Origin of the sequence: Flavobacterium sp. LM5, assembly GCF_002017945.1 — a bacterium.
GTDB lineage: Bacteria > Bacteroidota > Bacteroidia > Flavobacteriales > Flavobacteriaceae > Flavobacterium > Flavobacterium succinicans.
In genome coordinates this window covers 1-4,289 of sequence record NZ_MUFX01000031.1, presented here as the reverse complement: position 1 = coordinate 4,289, position 4,289 = coordinate 1, and the positions used below count along the sequence as shown (strand labels likewise).

Here is a 4,289-nt window from a genome sequence, read left to right as displayed (position 1 = left end):
TTGAGGCTTTGGTGTTCCGGCATTAAATAAAGTTGGCGTTGCGTGCGTAAAGAATTTTTTAGACATTAAGTCGTAGGTTTCAATAACCGATTCTAAATCGTTTAAATGAATACCAACAGAAACACGCATCAACATATGTTGTGGACGTTCAACTATTTTTCCATTGATTTTCAGCAAATAAGAACGCTCTAAAGTTTTAAAACCAAAATAATCATAATTAAAATCACGGTTATAAATGATATGAGAATTCAAGAATTCAGCATTTTCCATGATTACTTTATGTACTTCATCCGAAAGCAAGGGTGCCTTTTGACCATTTCTAGGGTTTACGTAATGATACATTTCGTTCATGGTCTCTGAGAACGATTTGTTAGTGTTTTTATGTAAATTAGAAATAGCAATACGAGCGGCTAATTGAGCATAATCAGGATGCGCAATAGTCATAGATGCAGCTGTTTCGGCTGCTAAGTTATCTAATTCAGAAGTAGATACACCGTCATACAAGCCTTCTATAACTCTCATGGCAACTTTTACAGCATCTACTAAATCATTCAAACCATAGCATAGTTTTTTAATTCTATCTGTGATTTTGTCGAACATTACAGGCTCTTTGTGGCCATCTCTTTTTACTACGTACATAAGTTTTGGTTTTAAAAAACAGCAAATCCCTTTGCTATTTTAGGGTATTTGTAAAAATTGAATTGGGAAACTAATCCCTAGAATGCATTGATTGGTTTGAGGCAAAGGATCCCTTATCACCTTAGTAAGTAATGCCTAAAAAAGACAAAATTTAATAGGTAATAAAAAGAACTAATTACTTCTAATTACTAAACGATACTACTTCACTTTTTAAAAATCAGCGTCGAATGAAATCTTCTGCGCTTCACTGTCTGTGTTCATTACGCCGCTTTCTGATATTCTGCTACTTTTTTCTCAAAGAAATTGGTTTTTCCTTGCAATGAAATCATATCCATGAAGTCAAAAGGATTTGTGGTATTGTATTCTCTTTCGCAACCTAACTCAACCAACAAACGGTCGGTTACGAATTCTAAATATTGTGTCATTAAACCTGCATTCATTCCAATCAAACTAACCGGAAGTGACTCAGTGATAAACTCTCTTTCAATATTTAAGGCATCTACTAAGATGGCTCTGATGCGCTCTTTAGGAACTTTATTAATCAAATGATGATTATGTAAATGCACCGCGAAATCACAGTGAACACCTTCATCACGAGAAATCAACTCGTTAGAAAAAGTCAATCCTGGCATTAAGCCACGTTTTTTCAACCAAAAAATAGAACAAAAACTTCCTGAAAAGAAAATCCCTTCAACAGCGGCAAAAGCAATCAATCGCTCTGCAAATGAATCAGACTCAATCCATTTTAACGCCCATTGTGCTTTTTTCATAATGGCTGGAAAAACCTCAATCGCCGTAAACAATTGGTTTTTCTCTACTTCATCTTTCACATAGGTATCGATCAATAAAGAATAGGTTTCACTATGAATATTTTCCATCATAATTTGAAAACCATAGAAAAATTTAGCCTCAGCGTATTGTACTTCATTTACAAAATTCTCAGCTAAATTCTCATTTACAATACCATCAGAAGCGGCAAAAAAAGCTAAAATGTGTTTGATAAAATATTTCTCATCCTCACTTAATTTGTTGTTCCAATCACTTAAGTCTTGTGATAAATCAATTTCTTCAGCCGTCCAAAAACTGGCTTCCATTTTCTTATACCATTCCCAAATATCATGATGTTTGATCGGAAAAATTACGAAACGATTTTTGTTTTCTTGTAAAATTGGTTCTAATTGCGACATTTTTATGATTTATTTTTTTTAATTTTTAAGCGAATTTTAATGCATTTGGGGATTACAAAGATTGTGAAATTAAGCGTGGTTTGAAAGCCAAACTTATTCACAATCCCCCCTAGTTTTTAACAAAGATGGTTTTTTAAAAGTTTTACTACATTAAGATTCAATCTATTGAATTTCAATAATTTGCATCTCAACAAAACGGCTGAAGCACCGTAAAATATAGGATTTAAAAACTCAGATACAAGAGAAAAAAATTATTTTTTTTGATTTATTTTTTTAAGTCATTTGCTACTTTCTCCAGCTCTAAATACCAGTTTTCACCAAACCTTCTAATGAGAGCTGGAGAAAGTAGCAAATGACTTAAAAAAAATAAATCAAAAAAAATAATTTTTTTCTCTTGTATCTGAGTTTTTAAATCCTATATTTTACGGTGCTTCAGCCGTTTTGTTGAGATGCAAATTATTGAAATTCAATAGATTGAATCTTAATGTAGTAAAACTTTTAAAAAACCATCTTTGTTAAAAACTAGGGGGGATTGTGAATAAGTTTGGCTTTCAAACCACGCTTAATTTCACAATCTTTGTAATCCCCAAATGCATTAAAATTCGCTTAAAAATTAAAAAAATAAATCATAAAAATGTCGCAATTAGAACCAATTTTACAAGAAAACAAAAATCGTTTCGTAATTTTTCCGATCAAACATCATGATATTTGGGAATGGTATAAGAAAATGGAAGCCAGTTTTTGGACGGCTGAAGAAATTGATTTATCACAAGACTTAAGTGATTGGAACAACAAATTAAGTGAGGATGAGAAATATTTTATCAAACACATTTTAGCTTTTTTTGCCGCTTCTGATGGTATTGTAAATGAGAATTTAGCTGAGAATTTTGTAAATGAAGTACAATACGCTGAGGCTAAATTTTTCTATGGTTTTCAAATTATGATGGAAAATATTCATAGTGAAACCTATTCTTTATTGATCGATACCTATGTGAAAGATGAAGTAGAGAAAAACCAATTGTTTACGGCGATTGAGGTTTTTCCAGCCATTATGAAAAAAGCACAATGGGCGTTAAAATGGATTGAGTCTGATTCATTTGCAGAGCGATTGATTGCTTTTGCCGCTGTTGAAGGGATTTTCTTTTCAGGAAGTTTTTGTTCTATTTTTTGGTTGAAAAAACGTGGCTTAATGCCAGGATTGACTTTTTCTAACGAGTTGATTTCTCGTGATGAAGGTGTTCACTGTGATTTCGCGGTGCATTTACATAATCATCATTTGATTAATAAAGTTCCTAAAGAGCGCATCAGAGCCATCTTAGTAGATGCCTTAAATATTGAAAGAGAGTTTATCACTGAGTCACTTCCGGTTAGTTTGATTGGAATGAATGCAGGTTTAATGACACAATATTTAGAATTCGTAACCGACCGTTTGTTGGTTGAGTTAGGTTGCGAAAGAGAATACAATACCACAAATCCTTTTGACTTCATGGATATGATTTCATTGCAAGGAAAAACCAATTTCTTTGAGAAAAAAGTAGCAGAATATCAGAAAGCGGGCGTAATGAACACAGACAGTGAAGCGCAGAAGATTTCATTCGACGCTGATTTTTAAAAAAGTGAAGTAGTATCGTTTAGTAATTAGAAGTAATTAGTTCTTTTTATTACCTATTAAATTTTGTCTTTTTTAGGCATTACTTACTAAGGTGATAAGGGATCCTTTGCCTCAAACCAATCAATGCATTCTAGGGATTAGTTTCCCAATTCAATTTTTACAAATACCCTAAAATAGCAAAGGGATTTGCTGTTTTTTAAAACCAAAACTTATGTACGTAGTAAAAAGAGATGGCCACAAAGAGCCTGTAATGTTCGACAAAATCACAGATAGAATTAAAAAACTATGCTATGGTTTGAATGATTTAGTAGATGCTGTAAAAGTTGCCATGAGAGTTATAGAAGGCTTGTATGACGGTGTATCTACTTCTGAATTAGATAACTTAGCAGCCGAAACAGCTGCATCTATGACTATTGCGCATCCTGATTATGCTCAATTAGCCGCTCGTATTGCTATTTCTAATTTACATAAAAACACTAACAAATCGTTCTCAGAGACCATGAACGAAATGTATCATTACGTAAACCCTAGAAATGGTCAAAAGGCACCCTTGCTTTCGGATGAAGTACATAAAGTAATCATGGAAAATGCTGAATTCTTGAATTCTCATATCATTTATAACCGTGATTTTAATTATGATTATTTTGGTTTTAAAACTTTAGAGCGTTCTTATTTGCTGAAAATCAATGGAAAAATAGTTGAACGTCCACAACATATGTTGATGCGTGTTTCTGTTGGTATTCATTTAAACGATTTAGAATCGGTTATTGAAACCTACGACTTAATGTCTAAAAAATTCTTTACGCACGCAACGCCAACTTTATTTAATGCCGGAACACCAAAGCCTCAAA

The 4,289-nt window shown here is 32.8% G+C and carries 3 protein-coding genes and 1 pseudogene; 2 read left to right on the top strand and 2 right to left on the bottom strand.

The features are described 5' to 3' along the window. Positions 1-639 (bottom strand): ribonucleotide reductase N-terminal alpha domain-containing protein (locus BXU11_RS16910; protein ID WP_139363542.1); only part of this gene is annotated, 639 nt, incomplete at its 3' end. Between the two features lie 210 nt (positions 640-849). Then, a pseudogene (locus BXU11_RS16905) lies at positions 850-1,826 on the bottom strand (ribonucleotide-diphosphate reductase subunit beta). A gap of 634 nt (positions 1,827-2,460) precedes the next feature. Between BXU11_RS16905 and BXU11_RS16900 the strand changes: the two are divergent. Continuing rightward, the gene (locus BXU11_RS16900; RefSeq protein ID WP_078212697.1) at positions 2,461-3,438 is read left to right on the top strand and encodes a ribonucleotide-diphosphate reductase subunit beta; all 978 of its coding nucleotides are present in this window, start codon (positions 2,461-2,463) and stop codon (positions 3,436-3,438) included. Between the two features lie 211 nt (positions 3,439-3,649). Next, positions 3,650-4,289: ribonucleotide reductase N-terminal alpha domain-containing protein (locus tag BXU11_RS16895; protein ID WP_139363542.1), on the top strand; the 640-nt coding region annotated here is incomplete at its 3' end.